Origin of the sequence: Lactobacillus kitasatonis DSM 16761 = JCM 1039 (genome assembly GCF_000615285.1) — a bacterium.
In the GTDB taxonomy this organism is placed as follows: Bacteria; Bacillota; Bacilli; order Lactobacillales; family Lactobacillaceae; genus Lactobacillus; species Lactobacillus kitasatonis.
In genome coordinates this window covers 22,955-49,325 of the sequence record NZ_BALU01000004.1, presented here as the reverse complement: position 1 = coordinate 49,325, position 26,371 = coordinate 22,955, and the positions used below count along the sequence as shown (strand labels likewise).

The window sequence follows — 26,371 nt, the reverse complement described above, 5'->3', positions numbered from 1 at the left end:
ATTAATGGGTCAAAAGATTAACCCAAACGGTTTTCGTCTCGGTGTTATCCGCGATTGGGAATCAAAATGGTATGCTGACAAGGGATACAAAGAAACTTTAAACGAAGACCTTCGAATCAGAAAATTCATCTCAGAAAAATTGAAGGATGCTTCAGTATCTACTGTTGAAATTGAACGTGCAGCTAACAGAATCAACATCTCAATTCATACTGCTAAGCCAGGTATGGTAATTGGTAAAGGTGGTTCTGAAGTTGAAGCTTTAAGAAAACAATTAAATGCTTTAACTGGTAAGCAAGTTCACATTAATATTGTTGAAATTAAGAAACCAGATCTTGATGCTGAATTAGTAGCTGATGGTATCGCTCGTCAACTTGAAGCTCGTATTGCTTTCAGACGTGCTATGCGTCAAGCTACTCAAAGAGCTATGCGTGCTGGTGCCAAGGGTATTAAGGTTCAAACTTCAGGTCGTTTGAACGGTGCCGACATGGCAAGAAGAGAATGGCACACAGAAGGTCGTGTTCCATTACAAACTTTGAGAGCTGATATTGATTACGCTTGGGTAAATTCATTCACTACTTACGGTGAAATTGGTGTCCAAGTTTGGATCAACCGTGGTGAAGTCTTACCAACTCGTAAGAATAAGCCAGCTTCAAAGCCAGCGAAGGGAGGAAATAGATAATGCCTTTAGTACCAAAACGAGTAAAACACCGTCGTGAATTCCGTGGTAAGATGCGTGGTGCTGCTAAAGGTGGTAAGTATATTGCCTTTGGTGAATATGGTCTTGAAGCCCTCGAATCACATTGGATTACTAACCGTCAAATCGAAGCTGCCCGTGTTGCTATGACACGTTACATGAAGCGTGGCGGTAAAGTTTGGATTAGAATTTTCCCTCAAAAGTCATACACTGCTAAAGGTGTTGGTGTACGTATGGGTTCCGGTAAAGGTGCACCAGCAGGTTGGGTAGCTGTAGTTAAGAGAGAAAAGATTATGTTTGAAATTGGTGGTGTTGATGAAGCAACTGCTCGTGAAGCTTTACGTCTTGCTTCAACTAAGTTACCAATTAAGACTAAGTTTGTAACTAGAAGTTCGGAAGTAGGTGGCGAATCTAATGAAGGCTAAAGATATCAGAGCATTAACCACTGATGAAATGTTAGAAAAAGAAAAGCAATATAAAGAAGAGCTCTTTAATTTGCGTTTCCAACAAGCAACGGGTCAATTAGAAAATACCGCTCGCTTGAGTAAAGTCCGCAAGAATATCGCCAGAATTAAGACTATTCTGAGCGAAAAAGCGTTAGAAAACAATTAATGGAAGGGAGCTATTAACTTGAGCGAAACAAACGAAAGAAATCGTCGTCACGTATACCAAGGTCGTGTAGTTTCTGATAAGATGGACAAGACTATTGTAGTCGTTGTTGACACTTACAAGAACCACCCTGTTTACAACAAGCGTATCAAATATTCAAAGAAGTACTACGCACAAGACGAAAATAACGAAGCTAAAGTTGGCGATACTGTACGTATCATGGAAACCCGTCCATTATCTCGTAAGAAACGCTTCCGTTTAGTAAAGATTGTTAAGAAATCTGTTTAATTTGCGGATTTAGTGAGGGGAGGATTACACAGTGATTCAAAACGAATCCCGTTTAAAGGTTGCTGATAACTCTGGTGCCAGAGAACTTTTAGTTATTAGAGTCTTAGGTGGTTCAAAGCGTAAGACTGGTAACATCGGTGACATCGTAGTATGTACTGTTAAGCAAGCAACACCAGGTGGCGTTGTCAAAAAAGGCGACGTTGTAAAAGCAGTTATTGTTAGAACCAAATCAGGTGCACGTCGTGAAGATGGTTCATACATCAAATTCGACGAAAATGCTGGCGTAATTATTAACGCAGATAAGAGCCACGTGGTACTCGTATCTTTGGGCCAGTTGCACGTGAGTTACGTGAGCACGACTTTATGAAGATCGTCTCTCTTGCTCCTGAAGTCTTATAATTGATAGTGAGGTGCACTGATGTTCGTTAAAACTGGTGACAAGGTAAAAGTTATTGCCGGAAAAGATAAAGGTAAAGAAGGTACTGTTCTTTCTGTTAACGTTAAGAAGAACCGCGTAGTTGTTAAGGGCGTTAACAAGATTAAGAAGCACCAAAAGCCTTCACAAGTTAACGCTAATGGTGGTGTAGTTGAATCAGAAGGTTCAATTCACGCATCAAACGTTAAAGTAATTAGTAAAAAAGAAGATAAGTAGAAGGGAGGACACAAATGGCAAGTTATTTAGCTGAAGAATACAAAGAAAAAGTAGCTTCTGCATTGGAAGAAAAGTTCAACTACACTTCATCAATGCAAATTCCTAAGATTGACAAGATCGTTTTAAACATGGGTGTTGGTGACGCTGTTTCAAACGCCAAGAACTTGGACGAAGCAGTTGAAGAATTAACTTTGATTTCAGGCCAAAAGCCATTAATCACTAAGGCTAAGAAGTCAATCGCTAACTTCCGTTTACGTGAAGGTATGTCTATCGGTGCTAAGACTACTCTTAGAGGCGATAGAATGTACGACTTCTTATACAAGTTGATCAATGTTTCTCTTCCACGTGTTCGTGACTTTCGTGGTGTATCAACTCGTTCATTTGATGGTCGTGGTAACTACACTTTGGGTATCAAGGAACAATTGATTTTCCCAGAAATCGATTTTGATAAAGTTAACCGCACTAGAGGTTTAGACATTGTTATCGTAACTACTGCCAACACTGACGAAGAAGCTCGTGAACTTTTGACTCAATTTGGTATGCCGTTTGCAAGATAGTGGAGGACATTAATGGCTAAAACATCACAAAAAATCAGAAATCGTCGTCCTGCTAAGTTCTCTTCACGTGAATATACACGTTGCGAGAGATGTGGTCGTCCACACTCCGTATACCGTAAATTCGGTTTATGCCGTATTTGCTTAAAGGAATTAGCACACAAGGGTCAAATCCCTGGTCTTAAAAAGGCTAGTTGGTAGGATACGGTTAGGAGGATAGCTTAAATGGTCATGACAGATCCAATCGCAGATTACTTGACTAGAATCAGAAATGCCAACATGGCAAAGCACGATTCAGTTGAAATTCCTGCATCAAATATTAAAAAGTCTATTTCAGAAATTTTGAAGCGCGAAGGTTTCATCCGTGATTACGAAGTTGCAGATGACAACAAGCAAGGCGTTATCAAGGTATTCTTGAAATACGGTCCAAATGGAGAACGTGTCATTTCAGGTTTGAAGCGTATTTCTAAGCCAGGTCTTAGAAACTACGTAAGCGCTGAAGACTTACCTAAAGTTCTTAATGGTTTGGGCATTGCCATCGTTTCTACTTCTGCTGGTGTTATTACCGACAAGGAAGCAAGACAAAAGAACGTTGGCGGCGAAGTAATTGCCTACATTTGGTAATACTGACAGAAAGGAGAACAATCAATGAGCCGAATCGGTTTAAAGACTATTGAAGTCCCTGACAGTGTTACTGTTACCAAAGAAGGCGACAACATTACTGTTAAGGGTCCTAAAGGTGAATTAACTAGATACTTCGATCCAAAGATCACTTTTGAACAAAAAGATGGTAAGATCAACTTCTCACGTTCAAGTGAAAACGATAAAGCACTTCACGGTACTGAAAGAGCTAACTTAGCTTCAATGATCGAAGGTGTAGTTGATGGTTACAAGAAGACTTTGAAGTTAATCGGTGTTGGTTACCGTGCACAAGCACAAGGCAACAAGATTACTTTGAATGTTGGTTACTCACACCCAGTTGTATTGACTGCACCAGAAGGTGTATCTGTAAAGGCAACTTCAGCAACTGATGTAGAAGTTGAAGGTATATCAAAGCAAGATGTTGGTCAATTTGCAGCTGAAATCCGCGCCGTACGTCCACCAGAACCTTACAAGGGTAAAGGTATTCGTTACGTTGACGAATACGTACGTCGTAAGGAAGGTAAGACAGGTAAGTAATAAGTAGTTTATTTTGAGGTGAAATTGTGATTTCTAAACCAGATAAAAACAAGTTACGCTTAAAGCGTCGTAAACGTATTCGTAGTAAGATTTCTGGTACTGCTGAGCGCCCACGCTTAAGCATTTTTCGTTCAAATAAAAACATCTACGCTCAATTAATTGATGACGTAGCGGGTGTTACGCTTGCAAGTGCCTCAACTTTGGATGAAAATGTATCAGAAGATGCAACTAAGGTAGAACAAGCTGCTGCTGTAGGTAAGGCAATTGCTGAAGCTGCTAAGGCAAAGAACATTTCTGCCGTTGTATTTGATAGAAGTGGTTACTTATACCACGGCCGTGTTCAAGCATTAGCTGATGCTGCTCGTGAAAACGGATTAGAATTCTAGGAAAGGAGATTAACACATGGCAAACCGCAATGATTCTCGTAACAATCGTAGAAATAAAGACGATATCGAAGATCAATTAGTCGCTGTCAACCGTATTACTAAGGTTGTTAAAGGTGGCCGTCGCATGAGATTTGCTGCTCTTGTTGTTGTTGGCGACAAGAAAGGCCGTGTAGGTTTTGGTACTGGTAAAGCTCAAGAAGTCCCAGAAGCAATCCGTAAGGCTGTAGAAGACGGTAAGAAGAAAATGATCAATGTACCTAAAGTTGGTACTACTATTCCTCATGAAGTTATTGGTCACTACGGTTCAGGTAACATTTTATTGAAGCCTGCCGAAGCTGGTTCTGGTGTTGCTGCTGGTGGTGCCGTACGTATCGTTATGGATATGGCTGGTATCTCAGATGTAACTTCAAAATCACTTGGTTCTAATACTCCAATCAACGTTGTTCGTGCAACTATCGATGGTTTGAAGAAGCTTAGAACTAGTGAAGAAGTAGAAAAACTTCGTCAACCTGAAAGAGCTTAGATTAGGGAGATCATAGATGACTGATTTAAAGATTACTTTAATTAGAAGTGCTGCTCACCGTCTACCTGAACAAAGAAAGATTGTTAAAGCTCTTGGCTTGGGTAGAGTAGATAGTACTGTTGTTCTTCCAGACAACGCTGCTACTCGTGGTGCATTATTGAAAATTGCTCACTTAATCTCTGTTGAAGAGATTAATAAATAGGATATCAAGGAGGTGCCCAATTTAATGAAGCTTCATGAATTACATTCTGCTGAAGGCTCACGTCGTGATAGAAAACGTGTCGGTCGTGGTACTTCAAGTGGTTACGGTAAGACTTCTGGCCGTGGTCAAAAGGGTCAATTGGCTCGTCAAGGCGGTCACACACGTTTAGGTTTTGAAGGTGGTCAGATGCCATTGTTCAGAACTATGCCAAAGCGTGGTTTTAAGAACATCAACCGTAAAGAATACGCAATCGTAAATTTAGATGACTTAAATAAGTTCAAAGATGGCAGTGAAGTAACTGTTGAAACTCTTAAGGAAAACGGCTTGGTAAAGAAAGAATTATCAGGCGTTAAGTTACTTGGTAACGGAGAATTAAAAGTTAAGTTAACTGTAAAGGTTAATAAAGTTTCCGCAGCTGCTAAGAAAGCAGTTGAAGCCGCTGGCGGAACTGTTGAGGTGATCTAATGTTTTCGACCTTGAAGAACGCCTTTAAGGATAAAGAAATTAGAAATAAAATTTATTTCACTCTTTTTATTCTATTAATCTACCGGATCGGTGCTAATATCACTGTTCCAGGTGTTAATGCAAAGGCGATCACACAGGTTGCTCAAACTGGATTAGTTCCAATGCTAGATACTGTATCTGGTGGTGGGCTAGATAACTATTCAATATTTTCTTTGGGTGTTTCCCCGTACATCACGGCACAAATTGTAATCCAGCTGTTACAGATGGATATTGTACCGACATTGGTAGAATGGGGAAAACAAGGTGAAGTAGGTCGTCGTAAAACTAATCAAGTAACAAGATATTTAGCATTAGTTGTTGCTTTTGTTCAAAGTATTGGTATTACGTTAGGTTTCAATGCCTTGACTCAAATGGGATTGGTTAAAAACCAAACCCCTCAAACTTATGTAGAAATTGCTATTATCATGACCGCTGGTACCATGTTATTAACATGGTTGGGTGATGAAATCACCGATAAAGGTCTTGGTAATGGTGTATCAGTAATTATTTTTGCTGGTATCATTGCAAGATTACCAAGTGGTTTATGGCAAATCTACAAAGAATCAATTATTAACAATAGTTCCAGTGATCGTTGGAAAGGTATTTTGTTCTTCATCGCGGTTATAGTTTCAATCCTTGTAGTTACTCAGTTAGTTACATGGGTTGAACAAGCTGATCGTCGCATTCCTATTCAATACACAAGAAGAGCGACGATTAGTGGTTCTGAAAGTTTTCTACCATTAAAAGTTAATGTATCTGGAGTTATTCCAGTTATTTTCGCCAGTTCATTTATCATTACACCGGCAACAATTTTAATGGCCTTTCAAAGAACCCAAGGCGATCAACAATGGTTTAAAGTAATGAACCAGATCTTTAGTTTACAAACTACTCCTGGGGTTATCATCTACACCTTATTGATTATCTTATTTACATTCTTCTACGCTTTCGTACAGGTTAACCCTGAGAAGCTGGCAGAAAACTTACAAAAGCAAGGTGCTTACATTCCTAGTGTTTGGCCAGGAAAAGATACCCAGAATTATATTTCAAAGATGTTGATTAAATTATCAACTGTAGGTTCAGTATTTTTAGGTTTAGTTGCTCTATTGCCTCAATTGGCCACAAACTTCTGGAATCTCCCAAGTTCCATTGGTTTAGGAGGAACAAGTCTTTTAATTGTAATTGGGGTTGTTCTTGAGTTATCTCGTCAAATTAACGGTTTGTTAATGAAGAGAGAATATGTTGGATTCATCAGATAGGAACGGAAAAAATGATTAACTTAATTCTTTTAGGCTTACCAGGTGCTGGTAAGGGTACAGCATCAGAGAGGATCGTTGACAAATATCACTTAACTCATATCTCAACTGGAGATATGTTTAGGGAAGCAATGGCTAACAAGACCAAGGTTGGTCTTGAAGCTAAAAGCTACATCGACAAAGGCAATTTGGTACCAGATGAAGTTACTGCTAGATTAGTGGAAGAACGTTTAGGTCAACCTGATATTAAAGAAGGTTTCATCTTAGACGGTTTTCCAAGAACTACTGTACAAGCAGAACTTCTTGAAGGCATTACTAAACGTTTGAACAAGCCTTTAACAAATGTCATCGCGCTTGAAGTTGACGAAGATACTTTGATCAAGCGTTTATCAGCAAGATACATGTGTAAGAATTGTGGTGCTACTTACAACAAGATTTCTAAGCAACCTAAAGTTGAAGGTACTTGTGATCGTTGTGGTGGACACGAATTCTACCAACGTGAAGACGATAAGCCAGAAGTAGTTAAGAATCGTCTTGAAGTTAACGAAAAGATGAATGCTCCTTTGAAAGACTTTTATCAAAAGAAAGGTTTGCTTACTGTAATTAATGGTGAACAAACTCCAGAAAAAGTCTTTGAAGACATTGATGCGGTATTGAGTAATAATCAATAAAAGAAAAATTTGTATAATTTTTTATCCGTGTTATAATTTCAAAGTATGACTGTATTAATTGCGGAGGAACAACTTTGGCAAAAGATGATGTCATTGAAGTAGAAGGTAAGGTAGTTGATACCTTACCTAATGCTATGTTTAAAGTTGAATTGGAAAATGGAGCTACTATTTTAGCACACGTTTCCGGTAAAATCAGAATGCACTACATTCGTATTTTGCCAGGAGACCGTGTGACTGTTGAATTGTCTCCATACGATTTAACTAAAGGTAGAATTACGTATCGATTTATAAAATAATATAACGGAGGGAAACATGAAGGTTAGACCATCTGTTAAACCAATGTGTGAACATTGTAAAGTTATTAAAAGACATGGCCGTGTTATGGTAATTTGCCCAGCAAATCCAAAGCATAAGCAACGTCAAGGTTAATAGAAAAAAGAGGAGGTGTAGTTTATGGCTCGTATTGCTGGTGTTGACTTACCAAGAGATAAGCGAATTGTTGTTGCCTTAACTTACATTTACGGTATTGGTGACACAACTGCTAAGAAGATTTGTGCTGATGCTGGTGTATCTGAAGACGTTCGTTCAAAGGATTTAACTCCAGAAGATCAAGAAAAGCTTCGTGCTGAAGTTGACAAGTACCGTGTTGAAGGTGACTTGCGTCGTGAAGTAAGCATGAACATTAAGCGCTTAGTTGATATTGGTTCTTATCGTGGTATTCGTCACCGCCGTGGACTTCCAGTTCGTGGCCAAAATACCAAGAACAATGCTCGTACTCGTAAGGGTACTAAGAGAAACCGTTAATTTTATTTATAAGGAGGTTTATTGATGCCTGCAAAGAAAACAGCACGTAAGCGTCGTGTGAAGAAGCATGTTGAAAGCGGTGTTGCACACATTCACTCAACGTTTAATAATACTTTAGTCATGATTACTGACGTTCAAGGTAATGCAGTTGCTTGGTCTTCAGCTGGTGCATTGGGCTTTAAGGGTAGTCGTAAGTCTACTCCATTTGCAGCTCAAATGGCAGCTGAAGCTGCAGCTAAGAGTGCAATGGACCAAGGTATGAAACATGTAGAAGTTTCAGTTAAAGGTCCTGGTGCTGGTCGTGAATCTGCTATTAGATCACTTCAAGCAACTGGTCTTGAAATTACTGCAATTCGTGACGTTACGCCAGTTCCCCACAATGGTTCCAGACCACCAAAACGTCGTCGTGTTTAATTTTGTCCTGGATGATATAGGACGTTACGTTTTGAAAGGGGCCCAGTAATGATTGAATTTGAAAAACCAAATATTACCGTTGTTGAACAAGAAGATTCTTACGGTAAGTTTGTTGTTGAACCACTTGAGCGAGGCTTTGGTACTACTTTAGGTAATTCTTTAAGAAGAGTTTTACTTACTTCTATTCCGGGTACTGGACTTGTTTATGTGCAAATTGATGGCGTTTTACACGAGTTCTCAACAGTTCCTGGCGTCAGAGAAGATGTAACCAAAATTATTCTGAACTTGAAGAAACTTGAATTAAAGTCTCTTTCAGATGAACAAAAGGTTATTGAATTAGACGTTGAAGGTCCTGCCACAGTAACTGCTGATGATCTTAAAGTTGATGCAGACGTTCAAGTCTTGAATCCAGATCAATATATTTGTACCATTGCTGAAGGTGGACATTTACATATGGAACTCGCCGTAAAGAATGGTAGAGGATATGTAACTGCAAGTGACAATAAGAGTGATGACATGCCAATCGGAGTAATTCCTGTTGATTCATTATTCTCACCAATTAAAAAGGTTAACTACCAAGTTGAATCAACTCGTGTTGGTAAGAGAGACGATTTCGACAAGCTCACTTTTGAGATTTGGACTGACGGTTCAATCAAGCCTAATGACGCCCTTAGTTTTGCTGCTAAGATCTTAGTTGAACACTTCAAGGTATTTGAATCAGCTGATGCAAATACTCAATTCAGCGAAGTAATGGTGGAAAAGGAAGACGATAAGAAGGAAAAGAAGCTTGAAATGACAATTGAAGAGCTTGACCTTTCTGTTCGTTCATACAACTGCCTGAAACGTGCGGGCATTAACACTCTTCAAGAGTTAACTGATAAGACAGAATCAGATATGATGCGTGTACGTAACTTAGGACGTAAATCATTGGAAGAAGTTAAGAATAAATTAGCCGACTTAGGTCTTTCACTTCGTCAAGAAGACTAAAAGTAGGCAATAAAGGAGGCAAACCCATGGCATACCGTAAATTAGGTCGCGATAGTGCTCACAGAAAAGCAATGCTAAGAGAAATGACTACTCAATTAATCATGAACGAACGCATTGTTACTACTGAAACTCGTGCTAAAGAAGTTCGCAAAACTGCCGAAAAGATGATCACTTTAGGTAAGCGCGGCGATTTAGCTTCAAGAAGAAAGGCTGCAGCATTTGTACGTGACGAAGTTGCAGATATCCACGAAGAAAAGGATACTGTAGTTGTTAAGTCAGCATTGCAAAAGCTTTTCAGCGATGTAGCACCTCGTTACAAAGACCGTAATGGTGGTTACACTAGAATTTTGAAGTTAGCTGTTCCTCGTAAAGGTGACGCTGCTCCAATGGTTATTCTTGAATTAGTCTAGAATAGTCAAAAACTTAATACGTATTAAGAATTATCCATGAAAGTGAGAATAAGCGTAAAGATGATGGCGCAAGCTTAGTCTAGCTTAGATGATGAAAATCATCCTCTTCATGGGTGATTTTTTTTACCCTTTTTTCTGTTACAATTACTATTAAGTGAGTTGGAAGGGAGAGTGAAATATGACAATTAGCAATGCTATTGAGTTTAAAGATGTGACATTTACATATCCAGAATCTAAAGCACCTGTCCTTAAGAAAATTAATTTTAAAGTAAAAAAAGGTTCATGGACAGCTTTAATAGGCCATAATGGGAGTGGTAAATCCACAATTTCCAAGTTGATTAATGGTTTACTTTTACCTGATAAGGATTCTGGCAGTGTAATTACTGTTTCCGGAATGAATCTAAATTCAGAAAATGTTTGGGATATTAGAGAAAAAGTTGGTATAGTTTTTCAAAATCCAGATAATCAATTTGTTGGAGCTACAGTTGGTGACGATGTAGCATTTGGATTAGAAAATCGTGGTGTTCCTAGGGACCAGATGGTACAGACCGTTAAAAAGGTATTATCTGATGTGGGAATGCTGGATTATATTGATGCTGAACCTGCTAATCTATCTGGTGGTCAAAAGCAAAGAGTAGCTATTGCAGGTATTCTTGCTGTTGAACCAGAGATTATTATCTTGGATGAATCGACGTCAATGCTAGACCCCAGCGGTAGAGACCAAATATTAAAGATAATTAAACGCTTAATGTCAGAAAAAAAATTAACCATTCTCTCTATTACGCATGATATCGATGAAGCTGATATGGCAGATAATGTCATTGTGCTAAATGACGGAAAAATATTAGCACAAGCATCGCCAACAGAAATTTTCAGTCAAACAGAGATGCCGCGGCAAATTGGATTAGATATTCCTTTTGTAGATAAATTGATATATAAATTAAATCAATTAGGCATTACAATACCAAAAGATGTACAAACGAAAGATGAGTTGAAACAGTACTTATGTCAATTAAATTCGAAAAAGTAGATTATATTTATTCTCCAGGAACAACAATGGAAAAAAAGGGGCTAGATAACGTTTCTTTCGAATTAGCTGACAATAAATTCATTGCTTTGATTGGACATACTGGTAGTGGTAAATCTACGCTTATGCAGCATTTTAATGCGTTGCTGAAGCCAAGCAAAGGCTCAATAGATATTGCCGGATATCATATCACTCCTCAAACAAGTAATAAAAATTTAAAAGAATTGCGTAAACGAGTTAGTCTAGTTTTTCAATTTCCTGAAGCACAATTATTTGAGAATACTGTGTTAGAAGATATTGAATTTGGACCTAAGAATTTTGGTGCGACAGAAAAAGAAGCAAAAAACAAAGCCCTTAAATGGCTGAGCAAAGTAGGACTGTCTGAAGAGATAGCAACTAAATCTCCGTTTGAGCTTTCAGGCGGGCAAATGAGACGAGTAGCTATTGCCGGGGTAATGGTAAATGAACCTCAAGTACTGTGCTTGGATGAGCCTGCTGCCGGTCTTGATCCACGGTCTCGTAAAGAAATGATGAAGTTGTTTTTGAACTATCAAAAGGCTGGCCATACTGTAATTTTAGTTACGCATAATATGGATGATGTTGCTGAATTTGCAGATGATGTATTAGTGATGGAACATGGACAGCTAATTAAACACGATAAACCGGAGAATATTTTCAAAGATAAAAATTGGCTGGAAAAGCATTATCTAATGGAACCAACCCCTAGTCGTTTTGCTTCAGAATTAGCAAATTATAATTTTACACAGAATCCGTTAACGCTTGATCAACTTGTAGATGGAATCAAGGAGAATTTGAAGGGAGAGTTTGATGAGTAAAATAATTGTTGGGCGATATATCCCGGGAAATTCTCTTGTCTATAAAATTGATCCACGTGGTAAATTATTGATTACAATACTATTTATTTTCGTGATTTTTTTGGCAAATAATCCCATAACTTACGCTATTATCACAGTATTTTGTTTAGCAGCGGTTTTCGCAACAAGGTTAAAAGTAAGAGTGTTCTGGGATGGGGTTAAACCGTTAATTGGGTTAATCTTTTTCACGTCTTTATTGCAATTATTCTTTATGACCGGTGGGAAAACATACTGGCAATGGTGGATTTTTACTATCTCTAGTTACGGGTTGGTTAATGCGGCCTATACTTTTATTAGATTCACTTTGATCATTTTGATTTCAACGGTCATGACGGTTACTACAATGCCACTTGAAATCGCCGATGCGATGGAGTGGTTACTAAAACCATTAAAAATATTTAAAGTGCCAGTGGATAAAATTGCGCTAGTAATTTCAATTGCTCTTCGTTTTGTCCCAACATTGTTTGATGAAACTTTGAAGATAATGAATGCTCAAAGATCACGTGGGGCTGATTTCAATGATGGTGGTCTAGTAAAAAGAGCAAAAGCAATTACGCCAATATTGGTGCCATTGTTTATTCACTCTCTAGAAACCGCAATTGATTTATCGACTGCTATGGAATCACGTGGCTATCGTGGCAGTAGTGGTCGAACCAAATATAGAGTTTTGAATTGGTCAAAATATGATTTAATTTCATTATTCTATTTCATCGCATTAGTATTGTTACTATTAATTTTTAGGAATCACTAATTATGTTAACTAGATATAAAATGACAATGTCGTATGATGGTCATTTGTTTCATGGCTTTCAACTTCAGCCAGATCAGCGAACGGTCCAAGGAACAATCGAAGATGCTCTTAAGAAGATGACTAAGGGTAAGCGAGTTATTGTTCAAGGATCTGGTAGAACAGATGCTGGAGTACATGCTGTGGGGCAAGTGATTCACTTCGACTATCCTGGAAAGACGATTCCAGTCCACAGAATGATTTTAGCTTTAAATTCAATGATGCCAACTGATATTGTTTTTACAGATTGTCAAATAGTGGACGAAAATTTCCATGCCAGATATTCAATTAAGGGAAAATGGTATCGATATCGCGTTAGTTTAGACCATTTTGTGAACCCATTTAAACGATTTTATACAGGGCATTTTCAATACCATCTTGATATTAAAAAGATGCAAGAGGCAGCTAAAGATTTACTTGGGACACATGACTTTACCAGTTTTGCAGCCAGTGGTGGTCAAATAGAAGATAAGGTTCGAACTATTTATTATGTCAATATCAGGAAAAACGAAGAAGAAAATGAAATAATATTCGATTTCATTGGCTCAGGCTTTCTGTATAATATGGTCCGAATTATGGTTGCTGCATTGCTAGAGATAGGCAATGATCGTCGACCAGTTCATGATTTAAAACGAGTGATTTTAGCCAAAGATAGACAAGAAGTTCGTCAGACGGCACAAGCAAGCGGCTTATATTTGTATCATGTATTTTATGACGAAATTCCACAAAAATATCGTCAAGACCAAGGATTAATGATATAATTAAAATAAATGTAAGTGCTTTTTTAGGAGGTAAGTAAAATGAAAAAGAGATTTGTTTACTTATTTTCGGTTGTATTCTTTGTGTTCTTAGGACTTCTTCAACTAGGTTTAAGACCACAAAAGGTAGAAGCTGCCGACGGAATTTTGCATCCCTATAGCACGCCTGTAGCAACGCGCGGTAATTGGTATTATCTTGATCGTGATGGCAAGGGAACCCAAAAGATTTATACTGTTAAAATTACGGCCCATGCTGTTGATAAAGATAAACTATATGTTCCTTCACAAAAGTATTTTGAGAAACATGTCTATAATGCTTCTGAGAAGAAACGTAATCAATTTATTGAGAAAACTAAGAATATTTATGCTGGCTACAATTATAAAAAGGGCTTCAATGTCAATAATTGGGTTAGTTTAGCAGGAGACGGAGTCTACTATATTCCTGTTACGCGTAAAGTTAAAGGCAAGAAGGTAAAAGCATTACGTATTGCTACTGGTGCTGGTCCTTATACTGCTGCATATGCATATAAGACAAAAAAGCTTGCTAGACTGGCAAAATAAAGAATTATCATATTTTGGTATTTTTACTGAAATATGATTTTTTATTTCTCTACAAATGCAAGAATAAATTCTTTAAGACTGGTATTTATAATTGACTTTTTTCAAAAAAGGACGTACTCTAATATAGTATGTTTGTCCACGATAGGCCCCGGAAACTTATTGTTTTCAAACTGCAAATAAACGGAGGAATTTAAATTGCGTACTACACCATTAGCAAAATCTAGTGAAATCGAACGTAAGTGGTACATTATTGATGCAACTGACGTATCTCTTGGTCGTCTTTCTGCAGCTGTAGCCACTATTTTGAGAGGTAAGAACAAGCCTCAATACACACCTAATGTTGATACCGGTGATAATGTTATTATTATCAACGCATCAAAGATTAAGTTGACTGGTAAAAAGGCTTCTGACAAGATTTACTACCACCACTCAGAATGGCGCGGTGGCTTAAAAGCTACTTCATACGGCGAGTTGCTTGCTAATAACCCAGTAAAGATGGTTGAAATCTCAGTTAAGGGCATGCTTCCAAAGAATACTCTTGGTCACCAAGAATTCATGAAGATGCACGTTTATGCTGGTGAAGATCACAAGCATGAAGCACAAAAGCCTGAAAAGTTAGATATTAACAAGTTAATCTAGGAGGTTAAATAATGGCACAACAAGCTGCATACACAGGTACTGGTCGCCGCAAGGATTCAGTTGCGCGTGTTCGTTTAGTACCAGGTAACGGTAAGATCACTGTTAACGGTAAAGATGTTGATCAATACATTCCATTCCCTAACTTGGTTAAAGATTTGAAGCAACCTTTAACATTAACTGAAACTGACGGTCAATACGACGTCCACGTTAATGTTAACGGTGGTGGTTTCTCAGGCCAAGCTGGAGCTATCCGTCTCGGTGTTGCACGTGCTCTTCTTGAAGTTGACCCAGACTTCCGTGGCCCACTTAAGAAGGCAGGTTTCTTAACCCGTGACCCAAGAATGAAGGAAAGAAAGAAGCCAGGTTTGAAGAAAGCCCGTAAAGCTTCTCAATTCTCAAAGCGTTAATCTGTGGATTTTACGTTTATATATCAAAAAAGCATTCCAACCAGGGATGCTTTTTTTGTGCCTAAAATTATTTCTAAGTTTTGCTAAAGTACAAAGTTAATTAATGATAAAGATGTAAAATTAAACTAACAGTTTTGATTATTCAAAGTAGGTGCAAAATGATCCTGTCACTAAAAAATGTTGGTTATCGCGTAAAAGATAAAGATATCATTTCAAATTTTTCACTGGATATTGCAACAGGGGCTTTTTTAACAATTGTTGGTCCTTCTGGTGGAGGGAAGAGTACGCTGTTAAAGTTATTGGCTAATTTAATTTCACCAACTTCTGGAGAAATTGATTTTAAAGATAAAAATATTAATACATACTCACCAACAAATTATCGGCGCCAAGTATCATATTGTTTTCAACAGCCAAGTCTTTTTGGAGAAACTGTTAAAGACAATTTGGAGTTTCCATTTAAAATTAGAAAGCAACCCCCTGATCAAAGTAAAATGGAGCAGGTACTAGAATCTGTTGACCTAAAGCCAGATTTCTTAAATAAAAATATTACAGAGCTATCAGGTGGGGAAAAGCAAAGGGTAGCTTTGATTCGTAATCTATTGTTTAAACCAGAAGTGCTTTTACTAGATGAAATTACCACGGGTTTGGACAATGATAGTAAAGAAATTGTGCATCGCTTAATTCAGAATGTACATAAAGACAACACGACTATTATTCAAGTTACTCACGATAATGATGAAATTCATCAAGCTGGTCAAATCATTAAAGTGGCGGAAGGAAAATTAGTAAAATGAAAGATTTAGCTGTTAGCAATTTATCGTTGTTTCTCTCGGTTGCATTAGTTATGGTTTCTGTCGGAATCTCTATGAAAGAGCACTTGGGATTAACCAAGGATGTTTTTTATAGTGTTGGCCGTGCAATAATTCAGTTAACCATTGTAGGTTATATTCTGAAATACATTTTTAAAATCAACAATGTTTGGCTCACGATTGTGATTACCCTGTTGATAATTTTTAATGCATCATGGAATGCCAATAAGAGAGACCCTAATCCTGATAAAAAATTATGGCAATCTTTTGTGGCGCTGCTGATTGGGACTTATATTACGTTGGGCGTGCTAATGCTTTCAAAGACGATTAAATTAGTGCCAATGCAAATCATTCCAATAACAGGCATGATAGCTGGTAATGAAATGGTTGCAATTGGGCTCTGTTATAAAACACTGAATGAAAGTTTTCATGATCAACGCCAACAAATCTTAGAAAAATTGGCATTAGGAGCGGATATCAAAGATTCCAGTATGCCAATTTTACGCAGAAGTATTAAAACTGCGATGCAACCAACAATTGATTCGGCTAAAACTGTAGGTTTAGTTAACTTGCCAGGTATGATGTCAGGATTGATTTTCGCCGGAGTTGATCCTGTATATGCGATCAAATATCAGATTATGGTTACATTCATGCTGCTATCTGCTACAGGGCTGGGAGCAGTGATAGCAGGTTACTTGGCCTATAAAAATTACTTTAATGATCGTATGCAATTAATTGAAAAATAAAAAAAGAGCAAGTCCATCTAGATTTGCTCTTTTTGCTTGAAATTATAAACTATCTTGAATATTGTCAGCTAAGTAATCGTAAAGCATGCCTTTCTTCAAGTCCTTAGTATCAATGCCAAGTGCTTCGACGATTGCAAAAGCAAATGCCCAAGCAGTAGCAGGACCACGGCTAGTTACAATCTTGTGCTTATCGTCAGTAACGGTGATTCTTTCTGAAAAATGAGCATTTGGTTGATATTTCAAGCATTCTTGTTCAATACCTGGGTAGCAGGTGAAGTTAGCGTCATCTAACACGCCATAACGTGCGAGGGCACGAGGTGCAGCACACATCGCAGCATCCCATTTACCTTCTTTGTGACGCTTAACCATCAAATCACGCAACTTTTCGTTGTCACGTAAGTTTGCGGAACCGGTCATTCCGCCTGGGAATGCAACTAAATCGTAATCAAGTAAGCTATCATCAACAACTTTGTCACAAGTGATTTCGATGTGGTGGTCGCCATCAACCTTTTTACTGGTTAGGCCAACCATGTCACATTGCACATTTAAACGACGAAGTACGTCAACTACGCTTAAGCCTTCAACTTCTTCGCAGCCATCTGCAAAGATTACAGCAACTTTTGTCATTATATAACCTTCCTTTCTTCACTATATTAATTATACTAGTTAATTAATGTCTAAATAAAATGAGAGGTCTGTTAATTTACTCAAATGCAAAGTAGGATGTGGTGAAATAGGAATCTTATCTTTTTTAGGAGCCAACCATAGTGACTTCAAGTTAGCATTTTCTGCACCTTGAATTTCCTCATCTAAGTTGGTACCGATTACTAAAACAGTATCAGGGTCAATTTCGGGATGATCCTTGAGAATTTTGAAAAAGATATTTTTGCTAGGTAATTTGTCTTTAAAATCATCTGCAAAGTAAGTATAATCAAACGAACTAAGCAATTCAGATGGCGTAAGGCGAGGTTCAATTTGAGCTTTAGTTTCTTTAGCAAGCAAAATTAAACGCAAAGAACTAATTTGATCTAGAAAATCAGGCGCACCTTTGACAAGCCTAGTTTGTTCTTTCATTAAGTCGTCAAAAACAGGGCGTGTTTCCTTAATATCCTTATCCAAAAAAGTGGTTAAAGATAAATCGATTTGCTCGTCATCAGATAAAGTTTTAAATTGTTTTTGCAGACTAGTGTACCTTAAGCGTTCGGCTGGTCCCCAATCGAGGCCAAAATGCTTTAAGGCTTGGCGCAAAGCAGTCTTTTCGGCTAGTTTTTGATTTAATAGACTGCCTCGGGAACGAAAATTAATGTTTCAAATGTTGACATATAGTACCTTCTTTTTGCGTTAATCTCTATAAGAATTATAATGAACTCGATAATTTTTAGAAAGGATTTAAGAATGACAATCTGGATAGCTATTTTCTTATTATTAGGTGGGGTTGGCGGTGGTTTATTATCATCCATTGCTTCAATGGCCTCGCTTGCTTCGTATCCAGTATTACTTGCAGTGGGGATTCCGCCAGTTTATGCAAATGTAACTAATGACGCCGCTTTAATTTGGACGAGTATTGGCTCAACCATTTCTTCAACCAAGGAATTAAAGGGACATTGGAAGGAAACATGGTTTTTCACGATTTTTACCGTGCTTGGCTCAATTGTGGGATGCATGTTGCTTCTTTCGTTTCCTTCTAGTGTTTTTGAAAAAGCAGTACCGTTTTTCATCGCGTTTTCTGGAATTATGATTCTTGTTTCGGAAAAGCATAATACATTAAATACGGAAAAGCAGCCTACTTGGTTAAGAATTGTTTACTTAGGCACGCTTTTAATCATGGGTGCTTACACTGGTTATTTCGGTGCTGCCGGTGGTGTTATCATATTGGTAATTTTAACCTACATTACTAATGAGAAGTTTATCGTAATTAATGCAATTAAAAATGTGATTAGTGGCTTTGCTAACTTAGTTGCTTTAATAATCTTTATGTTTACTTCTCACATTTATTGGCTTCAAGCAATTCCACTAGCAATCGGAATGTTCATTGGTGGTTATATTGGGCCAGCTATTTTAAGACATGTTCCTGAAAAGCCGGTTAGAATTTTTATTGCAACTTTGGCATTCGTTCAATCAGCCTACTTCTTTTATACAGCATACCTAGGCTAAGTTTGATACAATATTTATTAATGCAAAGGGAGGGGTTAATAGATGGCAACAGAAGTTTATTTAGTTCGCCACGGTGAGACTATGTTTAACCAGCTGAACAAAGTTCAAGGCTGGTGTGATTCTCCACTAACTGTGAAGGGAATTAACGATTTAAAGAGAACTGCAGATGCATTAAGCCAAGTTCACTTTGACAACATGTACTCATCAGATTTGAAAAGAGCAATTGACACCGTTCACTTAATGAAAGACGCTAATTTGGTCTCGGATATTGGTAAAATTAAAAAGTTGCCGGAATTTCGTGAAGTTTTCTTTGGAACTTTCGAAGGTGATGATATTAACCAAACTTGGGATCAAGTAGCAATGGCAGCTGGAATCGGTCATGAAGATGATGTTACAAAGATCATCAATCAAGTTGGTTTGCACAATTTCCGTGAAGCTACTAAGAAAGCTGATCCACGTCACTTAGCAGAAAATACGGAAGAACTCGATAAAAGAATGGTTCGTGGTATTCACGTATTGGGTGATCTTACCAAGAACGAAAAGAGAGTTTTACTAGTTACACATGGTGATTTTATTAAAACCTTGTCGATTAAGTATTGGAATAAAAGCGATGGTAAGCATGACATTATTTTTCCAAACAACGGCAGTGTTACTAGAGGAATTTTGCATGATGATGGTCAATTTGAAATCGTTGACTATAATGTCGATGCTGAAAAATTATAAGAAAGTCCTACTGCATAAGTAGGGCCTTTTTTGGTACACTGATAGCGAGAGGAAAATTTACATGAATAAAGATCATACAACAAAGCGTTATGTATTTGTTACGCTGTTAAATGTTGTTATTACTATTGCCGAATTCTTAGGTGGTATTTTTTCGGGCTCGTTAGCTTTGCTTTCGGATGCTGTCCACAACTTAAGTGATGTAGGTGCGATTATTCTATCTTTTGTCGCTCACTTGATTAGTAGGCGCAGTCGTAATCAGCACAAGACATTCGGCTATGAACGGGCGGAGACACTAGCCGCTTTTACGAATGGTGTTATTCTGATCGTCATCAGTGTAGTTTTGTTTGTGGAAGCAATTCAACGTTTCTGGGAACCAGAACATATTCATGGCGGAATTATGCTGGTCGTCTCAATCATTGGTCTTGTTGCTAACTTGATTTCAATGTTTGCTATGCATAGAGATTCAAAAGGCAATTTGAATGTTCGTTCAACTTTTATTCATATGCTTAGTGATGCATTATCAAGTGTAGCCGTTGTAATTGGTGCGATCTTCATTTACTTCTGGAATGTTATTTGGCTTGACCCAGTTTTGACAATCTTGGTATCATTCTTTGTTTTGCATGAAGCATATGAAATCACCATGAAGGCAGCCAACGTGTTGATGGAATCAAATCCTAACATCGATTTGAGCGAAGTAAATAAAATTATGTTGTCATTCCCAGAAGTAAAGAATGTTCACCATGTCCATGTTTGGCGCTATAGTGATGATTTTATTATGATGGACGCTCATATTAACGTTGACCGTAATCTAGAAGCCGGAGAACTGGAACAGCTTTATCAAAAAATTGGTAAAAAGTTAAAAGAAAAATTGGGCATTAATCACATTACTTTACAAGCAGAATGTGAACGTGGCCGCAATGATAAGATGATTGTTCCGGGGCGCGGAAATAATGAAAATTAGGTGGATAAATGTTTTCAGTCAATATTTTTACAGCGATTATCGTCCTGGTTATGGGTATATATGACATGTCATATGCCTTTAATCGACGTAAGCAACCCAATAATAAAGGCGGAATTAGAGCTTTTATGATTTTGGGTGTAATCTTCACCATCGGTGGAATAGTAATGATTATTAGATGTTTGATTAACAAAGGATAATAGAATGGCTAAATTAGTATTAGTTCGACATGGCGAAAGTGTTGCCAATGCCGCAAATGTTTATACTGGATGGAACGATGTTCCATTAACTCACAAAGGTGAGGAGCAGGCTAAGCAGGCAGGCGAATTAATTAATACTATCTCAGACTTTGCTCCAACACATATTCATACTTCAGTCTTGTCGCGTGCTATTACGACAGCCAATATTGTTGCCGATACGTGTCATTTGTTATGGCTTCCGATCACTAAAACGTGGCGCTTAAATGAACGTCACTATGGGGCTCTACGTGGCCTTAACAAGGATATTTCACGTAAAGTATTTGGTGTAGAACAAGTTTTACTCTGGCGTAGAGGTTTTGACTCTGTTCCACCAGCTCAAGGTTCACCAATGATTGATCGCCGCTATAAATTATGTGATCAGCATTTGATGCCACGAGCTGAAAGCTTGCACCAAACTCAAAAACGTTTGATGCCATATTACTATGATCATGTTGCTTCAAGATTATTAAACGGTGAAGACCAATTAATCGTAGCCCATGGTTCAAGTCTTCGTGCTTTAATTAAAAAACTTGAAAATATCAATGATCATGACATTGTTAACTTAGAGGTGCCTAACGCAGAACCGATCGTTTACACAATGGATGATCAATTAAATATCGTTGATAAAAAGATTTTACGTTAAAAATGCAGATAACCTGCATTTTTTTAATGCTCTGAATAAGGATTTGCTTGCAACTATGGTAGAATTTAATATGATTTCTAGTATATTAGTTTGGAGTATTTTGCATGCGTAAATTATTTTTATTGCGAGGTGCACCTGGCTCCGGTAAGTCTTCTTTTATTGCCCGTCATCACTTAACGCCTTATGCGATCAGTCGTGATCAAATTCGGTTATTATTGGCGGATCTAACAGTTTATTATCAAGAGGATGCGGATGTATTACACCAAGTGATTCCGCGGCACGTAACTGTGCGTACTGAGCAAATGGTAGATCACCTTGTAGAACACAAGATGGAACATGGGGAAACTGTAATTGTCGACGGAACACATATTGTTCCTAGTGCAATTGAGCATTTTAAGCCATGGGTAGATAAGTATCACTATGAATGTTTCGTAGTAGATTTGATGCAACACAACACTTTGGAGAACTTACTTAAGCGTAATCAAACCAGAATGCATTACGATTGGGTAAAGCCAGAAGTAGTTAAGCAAATGTATCATGCATATGAAGCACATCCAGAAGTTCCAAGTTGGGCACATAAGATTGTTCCAACTCAAATGGATCATGCACTGTCACAAAAGGAAAGTAATCTTGATCGTTATTCACACGTAATCGCTGTTCCAGATAAGGTAAGCGAAGAAGATTTTCCACATGTGCATATCTCGAACTTTTACTTTTCATTTAATGAGAAGTTTACTGAAAAATATGGCACCTACCGTAATGTGGTTTCAATTGCCAAAACTGAAGATGAAGCAGTAAAGCAATTCAAGTTGCCATACTTCGTATTTAAGTTTCACCACAAGCATTTCTTAATTTCGGCATATCCAATTAGAAATGAAATGCTTGACCCAATTAGAAAAGTGAAGGGTGTATGGACATATTCAACTGGACTGTACAACGTTGCTGATTTTATTAAAGAATTTCCAGAAAATCCAAAGCAACATGTGCACCAGTTCAATTTAAGCAAACTTGATGCAACCCGTTTGCTTCATATTTGGTAAAAGAGTGCAAAAAAGAGTTACGTTTTAAAAACGTAGCTCTTTTCTTTTATAAAATTATTGAATTAATATTCAAATGCTAAAGCACCCATTGGGTCCCATGGCAACAATTGAATAGGGTTCTTCTTGCCTTCGTCATATGCCTTCTTGAGGTCATCTGGCAAGAACTTCTTGTTAATAACAGCTTGGTAAACGAATGAATCGAACCACTTGTCGCTCATGACGAAGTAACCCTTAAAGCCTGGCTTTTCACCCCATGAGTTTTCAATCTTCCATTTAGTTGGCTTGCCGTCAACAATGTCAACACCGGTGATAACCATAGCGTGGTCCATCATGCTTTCGCCAGAATCAAGCTTTTCAGCTTTAGTCATTGAGAAGTCAGTGTCGAACAATTCGTCACGACGGTAAAGATTAGTATCAAGGAGACCAGCTCTTCTTTCTGAATCCTTAACAACGTTTGAACCGAACCAAACAACTTCACCGCTCTTTAATTGCTTGATGATTAAGTCCTTCATTTCATCAACTTTAAGGTTCAAGTGACGAACTTGACGACCGCCTTCAACGTTACCTAAGTATTCAACTGAGAATACCTTGTGGAAAGGCTTGTCGCTAGTTGGAGCATTGATAGTTGAAATGTGGTTTTCAAGGTCCATACCAACATATTTGTCGAAGAATTCCTTAGGAGTGATGTCCTTATCAATGTGGTAGTTCTTGTCGTCGTCTCTGTATTCAAAGCTGAACTTTGTTGGAGGAACACCAAGTGAAATTGAAAGTACACGGAAGACGTCGTTTAACATTTCTTCCTTGCGAGCTTGAACTTCGTCTTCTGACTTGCCATCGTTAACTAACTTACGCAATTCAAGACCATCTTTACGAAGTAAAGTGTTTAAAGTGTCGTTTAATGCACTAGAATTGTTTGAGTTAGCAGTTTCTGGGTAAACGCTCTTTGGTACGATACCGTACTTTTCAATGATGCCGCAAAGCATGTCCCATTGACCACCATCTTGTTGTGGAGTAGCAAACAAGAATGAAACCTTACGATCACCAAGTGACTTGTCTGCAGTTGCGATAACATTTTCGAAGAACCAGTTTGACTTTTCGAATTTGTCCCAGAAGTTAGTGTAGTTTTGAGATAATTCGAAGTCCTTTAACTTGAACTTCTTTTGAAGTGGGTGACGCATGGTGTTCAAAGCTGAGAACATCCAGCAACGACCTGATTGCTTTTGGTCAGCTGACTTACCAGTGTCGATTTCAATTGAGAAGGTTGGATCAAGATCAATCTTAGTTTGTAAGTCTTGGCTTGCCTTGAAAATACCGTTTTCTTGAGCAGCACGGCTAGCTACTTTATATGCAGGATGATTGGTTAAATCGTTCTTGAATTTTTCGATTGTATCATTAGAAATTTCTTTTGCCATTAATTTTTCCTCCCTTTTTAATGGAAATCTAACTCCATTTTAGCCTATAAAGGGAGAAACGTCTATTTTGTAAATGGACGATGATACCAAATATCGTTTAATTCGGGATGCTTTTCAAAGTACTTAATGGCGATCGGATCAAGCGGCCACACCTTTTTACCAGATTCTTGAACATAAGAGATCACTTGCTTCATTAGCAAACTGATTTCATGTGGGTCATGTTTATCAGGATTAATAAAAATATGGTTCATCATCCAGACGGTAGCATCCTTACGTTCAATTAAATCTAAATCAGTTCGTGATGTGATTTGGTCGTCATTACTGTTAGATAGCGTAAAATATTTTTTAGTTTCAGACATTTTTTACCTTTTCTAAGAAAAAATCACGCTTTTTTTGCGTAATAAATAATGGGAAGTTAATTATTTTGTGTTTACCTAAAACATTGTAAAATAGATAACTAGCAAAATAAAAGAAGTAAATGGAGTTAACTAATGAAGACACGTGGATTTGAAGTAGTTAAAAAATATCAAGATAAAGGGATTAACTTGCCTAGAAGACAAACCTTGGCAAGTGCTGGCTATGATCTTGAGGCAGCTGAAGATATTACCATTCCTAGTATTTGGCGTCTTAACTTTGTCAGAATTTTTAGATTAATCAGAAATGGTCACCAACTTTATGAACGTGACTACGAAATGGCGGATCAAATATTAAAACCATTTTTGGTTCCTACAGGTTTGAAAGCTTATATGCCTGAAGATGAAGTATTAATTTTAGCCAACCGTTCATCTAACACTTTTAAACGTAATCTTGCATTGCCTAATGGCATAGGAGTAATCGATTCAGATTATTACAACAATCCAAATAATGAAGGCGAAATTTTTGTGCAAATGCTTAATTACGGCGTGCGTCCTTTACACATTCATAAGGGTGATCGCATTGCACAAGGAATTTTTATTAAATATCTTAAAACTGACGACGATGATCCAATCAGTAGACAAAGAATTAGTGGTTTTGGTTCTACTAATGAAAAGAAGGATGATTAATGGCAAGAGTAAAAACACAATATAAATGTCGCTCCTGTGGCTATATTTCTGCGAGTTACTTGGGTAGATGTCCTAACTGTGGTGCTTGGAACCAATTTGAAAAAGAGACTGAAGAAGTACAAAAGCGTTCTACTAAGGCTACAGCTAGTCGTTTAATTCAAAAGACCGGCGTCAATGAACCGGTTAAGTTAGACGAAATTAAGGCAGAAAAAGAAGAAAGAATTCCTACCAAATCTGAAGAATTAAATCGTGTTTTAGGTGGCGGTATCGTGCCAGGATCGCTTGTCTTAATTGGCGGGGATCCCGGAATTGGTAAATCTACATTGATGCTGCAGATCATGAGCGATTTATCTGAAAAATATAAAGTACTATATGTTTCAGGGGAAGAATCAGCTAATCAGATCAAGTTAAGAGCCGATCGACTTGGCGTAGGGCAAAGCAACATGCTGTTATATCCCGAAACTGACATGCATGATATTCGTGAACAGATTAATGATGTTAAACCTGATTTTGTGGTGATCGATTCCATTCAAACGATGAATGAACCTAGTTTGGACTCGATGACCGGTTCAGCTTCACAGGTTAGGGAAGTAACCAGTGAGCTCATGAAGATCGCTAAAATGGATGCGATCACGATTTTTGTTATCGGTCACGTGACTAAAGAAGGGGCCATTGCTGGTCCTAAGATTATGGAACACATGGTGGATACGGTACTTTATTTTGAGGGGGATGAACACCACTCTTACCGTATTCTGCACTCTGTTAAAAACCGTTTTGGTGCTGCTAACGAAATTGGCATGTTTGAGATGGTCAATGAAGGGCTAAAAGAAGTTACTAATCCATCATCTATTTTTCTTGATCAAAGATTGCCTAACTCGACTGGTTCAGCTGTCGTTGTTTCGCTTGAAGGAACCCGTCCACTTTTAGCTGAAATCCAAGCTTTGGTAACCCCAACGGCATTTGGCTATGCGAAGCGAACAACTTCAGGCCTTGACTACAATCGAGCATCTCTTTTACTTGCCGTTCTTGAAAAGCGTGGCAATTTAATGCTGCAAAATCAAGATGTTTATTTAACTGCAACTGGCGGGATTAAACTGAATGAACCGGCAATTGATTTAGCTATTGTTATGGCTGTGGCATCTAGTTACACAGATAAAGAAATTTCACCAACGGACTGCTTTGTAGGTGAAGTTGGTTTAACCGGTGAAGTTCGCCGCGTAGACAAGATCGATGCTAGGGTAAAAGAAGCCGCTAAAGTTGGCTTTAAACGAATCTTTGTACCGCGGCACAACATGTATGCTGGTCTTAAGGATTATGGAATCGAAGTAATTCCAGTTTCCAGTATTCCACAAGCATTAAAATTAGTTTTTAATTAGCACTAATTGAATTCTTCCTATATAACGAGTAAACTAAGATTGTT

General features: G+C 37.9%; 41 protein-coding genes and 2 pseudogenes. 39 read left to right on the top strand and 4 right to left on the bottom strand.

The genetic code is table 11. The features are described 5' to 3' along the window. Positions 1-4 precede the first annotated feature (4 nt). The 31 genes and pseudogenes from rpsC (at position 5) to JCM1039_RS03625 (ending at position 16,739) form a co-directional block, all read left to right on the top strand. Positions 5-679: a 30S ribosomal protein S3 gene (gene rpsC, locus JCM1039_RS03775; RefSeq protein ID WP_025014713.1), complete on the top strand. Its 675-nt coding sequence runs from the start codon at positions 5-7 to the stop codon at positions 677-679. Beyond that, positions 679-1,119, top strand: a complete 441-nt coding sequence (gene rplP / locus JCM1039_RS03770) for a 50S ribosomal protein L16 (protein ID WP_003625792.1) — start codon at positions 679-681, stop codon at positions 1,117-1,119. The genes rpsC and rplP overlap by 1 nt, the downstream gene beginning before the upstream one ends. Further along, on the top strand, positions 1,109-1,306 hold the full coding sequence (gene rpmC, locus JCM1039_RS03765) for a 50S ribosomal protein L29 (protein WP_003549032.1): 198 nt from the start codon (positions 1,109-1,111) through the stop codon (positions 1,304-1,306). The genes rplP and rpmC overlap by 11 nt, the downstream gene beginning before the upstream one ends. 18 nt (positions 1,307-1,324) lie before the next feature. Then, complete coding sequence (rpsQ, locus tag JCM1039_RS03760; RefSeq protein WP_025014712.1) at positions 1,325-1,591, top strand: 30S ribosomal protein S17; 267 nt, start codon at positions 1,325-1,327, stop codon at positions 1,589-1,591. A gap of 31 nt (positions 1,592-1,622) precedes the next feature. Beyond that, a pseudogene (rplN, locus tag JCM1039_RS03755) lies at positions 1,623-1,990 on the top strand (50S ribosomal protein L14). Positions 1,991-2,009: 19 nt separating this feature from the next. Next, positions 2,010-2,243, top strand: coding sequence for a 50S ribosomal protein L24 (gene rplX / locus JCM1039_RS03750; protein ID WP_013437135.1), 234 nt, complete (start codon positions 2,010-2,012; stop codon positions 2,241-2,243). A gap of 14 nt (positions 2,244-2,257) precedes the next feature. Continuing rightward, complete coding sequence (gene rplE / locus JCM1039_RS03745; RefSeq protein WP_025014710.1) at positions 2,258-2,800, top strand: 50S ribosomal protein L5; 543 nt, start codon at positions 2,258-2,260, stop codon at positions 2,798-2,800. Between the two features lie 12 nt (positions 2,801-2,812). Next, positions 2,813-2,998: a type Z 30S ribosomal protein S14 gene (locus JCM1039_RS03740; RefSeq protein WP_003549037.1), complete on the top strand. Its 186-nt coding sequence runs from the start codon at positions 2,813-2,815 to the stop codon at positions 2,996-2,998. Between the two features lie 24 nt (positions 2,999-3,022). Then, entirely contained in the window at positions 3,023-3,421 is a 399-nt protein-coding gene (gene rpsH, locus JCM1039_RS03735; RefSeq protein ID WP_013437137.1) for a 30S ribosomal protein S8, read from the top strand. Positions 3,422-3,445: 24 nt separating this feature from the next. After that, positions 3,446-3,976: a 50S ribosomal protein L6 gene (rplF, locus tag JCM1039_RS03730; RefSeq protein WP_025014709.1), complete on the top strand. Its 531-nt coding sequence runs from the start codon at positions 3,446-3,448 to the stop codon at positions 3,974-3,976. A gap of 26 nt (positions 3,977-4,002) precedes the next feature. Then, entirely contained in the window at positions 4,003-4,362 is a 360-nt protein-coding gene (gene rplR, locus JCM1039_RS03725) for a 50S ribosomal protein L18 (protein ID WP_013437139.1), read from the top strand. Positions 4,363-4,378: 16 nt separating this feature from the next. Next, the gene (rpsE, locus tag JCM1039_RS03720; RefSeq protein WP_013437140.1) at positions 4,379-4,885 is read left to right on the top strand and encodes a 30S ribosomal protein S5; all 507 of its coding nucleotides are present in this window, start codon (positions 4,379-4,381) and stop codon (positions 4,883-4,885) included. A 16-nt stretch (positions 4,886-4,901) separates the two neighbouring features. Then, positions 4,902-5,087, top strand: a complete 186-nt coding sequence (gene rpmD, locus JCM1039_RS03715) for a 50S ribosomal protein L30 (protein WP_003549042.1) — start codon at positions 4,902-4,904, stop codon at positions 5,085-5,087. Positions 5,088-5,111: 24 nt separating this feature from the next. After that, positions 5,112-5,552 carry a 50S ribosomal protein L15 gene (gene rplO, locus JCM1039_RS03710; protein ID WP_013437141.1) on the top strand — a complete coding sequence of 147 codons (441 nt, stop codon included), beginning with the start codon at positions 5,112-5,114 and terminating at the stop codon, positions 5,550-5,552. Beyond that, entirely contained in the window at positions 5,552-6,847 is a 1,296-nt protein-coding gene (gene secY / locus JCM1039_RS03705) for a preprotein translocase subunit SecY (protein WP_025014708.1), read from the top strand. The genes rplO and secY overlap by 1 nt, the downstream gene beginning before the upstream one ends. Before the next feature lie 11 nt (positions 6,848-6,858). After that, a complete protein-coding gene (locus JCM1039_RS03700) occupies positions 6,859-7,515 on the top strand; it encodes an adenylate kinase (protein ID WP_013641476.1) in 657 nt (218 codons plus the stop codon). Between the two features lie 74 nt (positions 7,516-7,589). Next, positions 7,590-7,811, top strand: coding sequence for a translation initiation factor IF-1 (gene infA / locus JCM1039_RS03695; RefSeq protein WP_002878178.1), 222 nt, complete (start codon positions 7,590-7,592; stop codon positions 7,809-7,811). 16 nt (positions 7,812-7,827) lie between these two features. Continuing rightward, positions 7,828-7,944 carry a 50S ribosomal protein L36 gene (gene rpmJ, locus JCM1039_RS03690; RefSeq protein ID WP_002878160.1) on the top strand — a complete coding sequence of 39 codons (117 nt, stop codon included), beginning with the start codon at positions 7,828-7,830 and terminating at the stop codon, positions 7,942-7,944. A gap of 24 nt (positions 7,945-7,968) precedes the next feature. After that, positions 7,969-8,319, top strand: coding sequence for a 30S ribosomal protein S13 (rpsM, locus tag JCM1039_RS03685; protein ID WP_013437144.1), 351 nt, complete (start codon positions 7,969-7,971; stop codon positions 8,317-8,319). A gap of 24 nt (positions 8,320-8,343) precedes the next feature. After that, positions 8,344-8,733 carry a 30S ribosomal protein S11 gene (gene rpsK / locus JCM1039_RS03680; protein WP_003625817.1) on the top strand — a complete coding sequence of 130 codons (390 nt, stop codon included), beginning with the start codon at positions 8,344-8,346 and terminating at the stop codon, positions 8,731-8,733. 48 nt (positions 8,734-8,781) lie between these two features. Beyond that, on the top strand, positions 8,782-9,720 hold the full coding sequence (locus tag JCM1039_RS03675; RefSeq protein WP_013437145.1) for a DNA-directed RNA polymerase subunit alpha: 939 nt from the start codon (positions 8,782-8,784) through the stop codon (positions 9,718-9,720). 26 nt (positions 9,721-9,746) lie between these two features. After that, positions 9,747-10,130 (top strand): 50S ribosomal protein L17, encoded by a 384-nt coding sequence (rplQ, locus tag JCM1039_RS03670; protein WP_013437146.1) that lies wholly within the window; start codon positions 9,747-9,749, stop codon positions 10,128-10,130. 178 nt (positions 10,131-10,308) lie between these two features. Further along, complete coding sequence (locus JCM1039_RS03665; protein WP_025014707.1) at positions 10,309-11,160, top strand: energy-coupling factor transporter ATPase; 852 nt, start codon at positions 10,309-10,311, stop codon at positions 11,158-11,160. Beyond that, positions 11,136-11,993, top strand: a complete 858-nt coding sequence (locus JCM1039_RS03660; RefSeq protein ID WP_025014706.1) for an energy-coupling factor transporter ATPase — start codon at positions 11,136-11,138, stop codon at positions 11,991-11,993. Before JCM1039_RS03665 ends, JCM1039_RS03660 begins: the two co-directional genes overlap by 25 nt. Beyond that, on the top strand, positions 11,986-12,783 hold the full coding sequence (locus JCM1039_RS03655) for an energy-coupling factor transporter transmembrane component T family protein (RefSeq protein ID WP_025014705.1): 798 nt from the start codon (positions 11,986-11,988) through the stop codon (positions 12,781-12,783). The genes JCM1039_RS03660 and JCM1039_RS03655 overlap by 8 nt, the downstream gene beginning before the upstream one ends. 2 nt (positions 12,784-12,785) lie before the next feature. Next, positions 12,786-13,580 carry a tRNA pseudouridine(38-40) synthase TruA gene (gene truA / locus JCM1039_RS03650; protein ID WP_025014704.1) on the top strand — a complete coding sequence of 265 codons (795 nt, stop codon included), beginning with the start codon at positions 12,786-12,788 and terminating at the stop codon, positions 13,578-13,580. Between the two features lie 39 nt (positions 13,581-13,619). Then, positions 13,620-14,138 (top strand): hypothetical protein, encoded by a 519-nt coding sequence (locus tag JCM1039_RS03645; RefSeq protein WP_025014703.1) that lies wholly within the window; start codon positions 13,620-13,622, stop codon positions 14,136-14,138. A gap of 195 nt (positions 14,139-14,333) precedes the next feature. Continuing rightward, a complete protein-coding gene (gene rplM, locus JCM1039_RS03640) occupies positions 14,334-14,777 on the top strand; it encodes a 50S ribosomal protein L13 (RefSeq protein ID WP_013437152.1) in 444 nt (147 codons plus the stop codon). An 11-nt stretch (positions 14,778-14,788) separates the two neighbouring features. Then, on the top strand, positions 14,789-15,184 hold the full coding sequence (rpsI, locus tag JCM1039_RS03635) for a 30S ribosomal protein S9 (RefSeq protein WP_025014702.1): 396 nt from the start codon (positions 14,789-14,791) through the stop codon (positions 15,182-15,184). 158 nt (positions 15,185-15,342) lie between these two features. Beyond that, positions 15,343-15,978 carry an ABC transporter ATP-binding protein gene (locus JCM1039_RS03630; protein ID WP_025014701.1) on the top strand — a complete coding sequence of 212 codons (636 nt, stop codon included), beginning with the start codon at positions 15,343-15,345 and terminating at the stop codon, positions 15,976-15,978. Then, positions 15,975-16,739 (top strand): ABC transporter permease, encoded by a 765-nt coding sequence (locus JCM1039_RS03625; RefSeq protein ID WP_025014700.1) that lies wholly within the window; start codon positions 15,975-15,977, stop codon positions 16,737-16,739. Before JCM1039_RS03630 ends, JCM1039_RS03625 begins: the two co-directional genes overlap by 4 nt. 42 nt (positions 16,740-16,781) lie before the next feature. On the opposite strand, the gene JCM1039_RS03620 is transcribed toward JCM1039_RS03625, so the two are convergent. Beyond that, complete coding sequence (locus JCM1039_RS03620; RefSeq protein ID WP_025014699.1) at positions 16,782-17,366, bottom strand: DJ-1 family glyoxalase III; 585 nt, start codon at positions 17,364-17,366, stop codon at positions 16,782-16,784. Positions 17,367-17,405: 39 nt separating this feature from the next. After that, positions 17,406-18,061 (bottom strand): annotated as a pseudogene (locus JCM1039_RS10575) (HAD family hydrolase). 73 nt (positions 18,062-18,134) lie between these two features. Between JCM1039_RS10575 and JCM1039_RS03610 the strand changes: the two are divergent. The 6 genes from JCM1039_RS03610 (at position 18,135) to JCM1039_RS03585 (ending at position 22,496) form a co-directional block, all read left to right on the top strand. Continuing rightward, positions 18,135-18,893 (top strand): sulfite exporter TauE/SafE family protein, encoded by a 759-nt coding sequence (locus tag JCM1039_RS03610; protein WP_025014698.1) that lies wholly within the window; start codon positions 18,135-18,137, stop codon positions 18,891-18,893. Positions 18,894-18,935: 42 nt separating this feature from the next. Further along, entirely contained in the window at positions 18,936-19,616 is a 681-nt protein-coding gene (locus JCM1039_RS03605; RefSeq protein ID WP_025014697.1) for a histidine phosphatase family protein, read from the top strand. A gap of 61 nt (positions 19,617-19,677) precedes the next feature. After that, positions 19,678-20,577: a cation diffusion facilitator family transporter gene (locus JCM1039_RS03600; protein WP_025014696.1), complete on the top strand. Its 900-nt coding sequence runs from the start codon at positions 19,678-19,680 to the stop codon at positions 20,575-20,577. Positions 20,578-20,585: 8 nt separating this feature from the next. Continuing rightward, positions 20,586-20,774 (top strand): DUF308 domain-containing protein, encoded by a 189-nt coding sequence (locus JCM1039_RS03595; protein WP_013437161.1) that lies wholly within the window; start codon positions 20,586-20,588, stop codon positions 20,772-20,774. A 4-nt stretch (positions 20,775-20,778) separates the two neighbouring features. Beyond that, complete coding sequence (locus JCM1039_RS03590; RefSeq protein WP_025014695.1) at positions 20,779-21,456, top strand: 2,3-bisphosphoglycerate-dependent phosphoglycerate mutase; 678 nt, start codon at positions 20,779-20,781, stop codon at positions 21,454-21,456. Positions 21,457-21,560: 104 nt separating this feature from the next. After that, positions 21,561-22,496, top strand: coding sequence for an AAA family ATPase (locus JCM1039_RS03585; RefSeq protein WP_025014694.1), 936 nt, complete (start codon positions 21,561-21,563; stop codon positions 22,494-22,496). Positions 22,497-22,558: 62 nt separating this feature from the next. Here JCM1039_RS03585 and pepC read toward each other — a convergent pair whose 3' ends face one another. Next, a complete protein-coding gene (pepC, locus tag JCM1039_RS03580; protein WP_025014693.1) occupies positions 22,559-23,908 on the bottom strand; it encodes an aminopeptidase C in 1,350 nt (449 codons plus the stop codon). 62 nt (positions 23,909-23,970) lie between these two features. Continuing rightward, the gene (locus JCM1039_RS03575; RefSeq protein WP_025014692.1) at positions 23,971-24,267 is read right to left on the bottom strand and encodes a GNAT family N-acetyltransferase; all 297 of its coding nucleotides are present in this window, start codon (positions 24,265-24,267) and stop codon (positions 23,971-23,973) included. 132 nt (positions 24,268-24,399) lie between these two features. Here JCM1039_RS03575 and JCM1039_RS03570 point away from each other — a divergent pair, with 132 nt between their 5' ends. Both JCM1039_RS03570 and radA read left to right on the top strand, forming a co-directional pair. After that, complete coding sequence (locus JCM1039_RS03570; RefSeq protein WP_025014691.1) at positions 24,400-24,951, top strand: dCTP deaminase/dUTPase family protein; 552 nt, start codon at positions 24,400-24,402, stop codon at positions 24,949-24,951. After that, entirely contained in the window at positions 24,951-26,327 is a 1,377-nt protein-coding gene (gene radA / locus JCM1039_RS03565; RefSeq protein ID WP_025014690.1) for a DNA repair protein RadA, read from the top strand. The genes JCM1039_RS03570 and radA overlap by 1 nt, the downstream gene beginning before the upstream one ends. Positions 26,328-26,371: the final 44 nt, after the last annotated feature.